This is a genomic window from Micromonospora sp. 4G55 (assembly GCF_016803375.1).
The window spans coordinates 1-2,130 of record NZ_JAEVHN010000889.1; the positions used below are offsets into that span (position 1 = coordinate 1).

The following is a 2,130-nucleotide window of genomic DNA, read 5'->3' on the forward strand; positions in this document are numbered from 1 at the left end:
GTGTTGGTGGTCGAGGTGAGCAGGACCAGCGCGTCGCTGCCCACCTGCGCCTGGGTGACCTCGTAGCCGGCCAGGCCGCTGCCGCCGCTGTCGGTGGCGGCGGGCCAGGTCAGGGTGAGGCCGGTCGAGGTGACCGCCGAGGCGACCGGGGTGCCGGGGGTGGTCGGCGCGGTGGTGTCCGGGGGTGGCCGGTCCGGGTTCCTCACCCCAGACCCGGGTGCCGGCGGAGTAGAGCGGCACCTTCCGGTTCGGCCCGGCGGTCGGCTGGTACGACGGGTCGTTCGTCGGGTCCCAGGTGCCACCCTCCGGTACGCCGATCTTGAACTGGACCTCCATCCGGTGCTGCGACTGCCCGGCCGGGGCGATGGTGTACCCGGTGCAGTCGACCTCGACGTACCAGATGTCGCCGGCGAACTGCTTCGCGGTGGCCGGTGCCGGGCAGCCCTGGGTGTAGCCGGGGGTGACCTGCACGCCGCCGGTGCCGTCGGGTCGGAAGTAGTAGCGGAACTTGGCGGTGGTCAGCGCGCGGGCCGGGAACGCCGATTTGTTGTAGACGATCGCCTTCAGCCCGGTGGCGCGCGGCTCGGCCTGCATCACCGTGGTCTCCACGGTCAGCTCGTCCAGGTCGGGTTGTTCGGCGACCGGGAAGCCAGCGAGCGGGCTGCCGCCGTACTCCTTGGCGAGCCGGGCCAGCGCGGAGGTGAAACCAGCGTTGTAATCGGTGGCGACCTCGTTCATCACGTAGTCCGACCGGCTGTCGGTGTAGGCGTCGTTGGCCGACGACGGGCCGCCGACCAGCGCGCCGTAGAGCACGTGCCGGGTCTCGGTGGGCACCGTCTGGCTGTCCCACCAGGAGCCGTGGGCGGTGCGGTGGTGCGGGTTCCGCGGTGAATTGGCGCCGAACCCGATGACGTAGCTGGAGCTGCGCGGGTTGTCGCCCAGCGCGTAGTTGATCTGCCGGACGGCGAAGTCGTGGTAGCGCGCCTTGCGGGTCGCGTCGGTGGTCCGGTCGCTGTAGACCAGCGCGGCGAACGCGGTGTTGGCGGCGTAGCGCAGCGCGCCCCAGGAGTCGAGCACCGCCATCCCGCCGGGCGAGTAGGGCACCCGCTGCCCGTTCACGCCGACCGTCCAGTAGTCCAGCCAGCGGTTGCGTCGTCGACGTACTTCTGCTTGCCGGTCAGGTTGGCCAGCAGCACGTACGCGCCGAACTGCTTGTTGTCCCAGGCGATGGTCCACTTGTAGGAGCGGGTGGTGCTCTGGTTCTCGGTGCCGAGCCGGTCGTACTCGCTCTCGGCCTTGGCCAGGTAGGCGGGGTCGCCGGTGGCCCGGTGCAACCAGATCGCGGCCCACACCAGCTCGTCCTGCCAGCCGCTCCAGGAGCGGTAGAAGCTGGTCGCGTCGGTGATGCACTCGTGGTAGCTCTTCCGCACCGTGTCGGCGAACGTGTAGAGCTGCTTCGCGTGGCCGAGCAGCTTGTCGGCGTAGGCGGCGTCGGTGGGCCGGAACACCATCGACGACGCGGCCATCGCGGCCGCCGTCTCCCCCGCCAGGTCCGCGCCGCCACAGCTCGCATCGATCTTGTACGCGGGCCGCGCCATCGGCAGCACCTCGGCCGGACCCCACCACTTGTGGTCGTCGTCGCCCTTGCCGACCTGTCCGTAGAGGACGTTCGGCGCGGGATGGGCCTTGACGAACCAGTCGTTGACGAAACGCAGGTTGTTCAGCAGGTGCGGGAGCTGACCGGAGGCGACGTAGCCGTCGCGGTACTCGACCGCGCCCCAGGCGAGCATGGTGGCGCTGAACGCCATCGGGAAGCCGAACTTCACGTGGTCGCCCGCGTCGTACCAACCGCCGGTGAGGTCCAGGCCGACGTCGGCGCCGTCGGTGAGGGCGGAGTCGCCGCGCCAGGAGACCCGGTTCCAGGACGGCTTCTTCCCGGACTGCTGCGCCTCGTAGAAGAACAGCGACTTCTGCAACGCCTCTGAGTAATTGAAGGCGGGCGCGGCGGCGAGGCTTCCGATCCGCACGTCCGTGCCGGCCGGGACCGCGCCGTAATTGAAGGCGGGCGCGGCGGCGAGGCTTCCGATCCGCACGTCCGTGCCGGCGGGGACCGCACCGTAGTTGAAGGCG

At 70.4% G+C, this 2,130-nt stretch carries 1 pseudogene; it reads right to left on the minus strand.

The window, feature by feature from the left end:
- Positions 1–2,093: pseudogene (locus JNW89_RS37210) on the minus strand (glycoside hydrolase family 9 protein); the annotation flags it as partial.
- Positions 2,094–2,130: the final 37 nt, after the last annotated feature.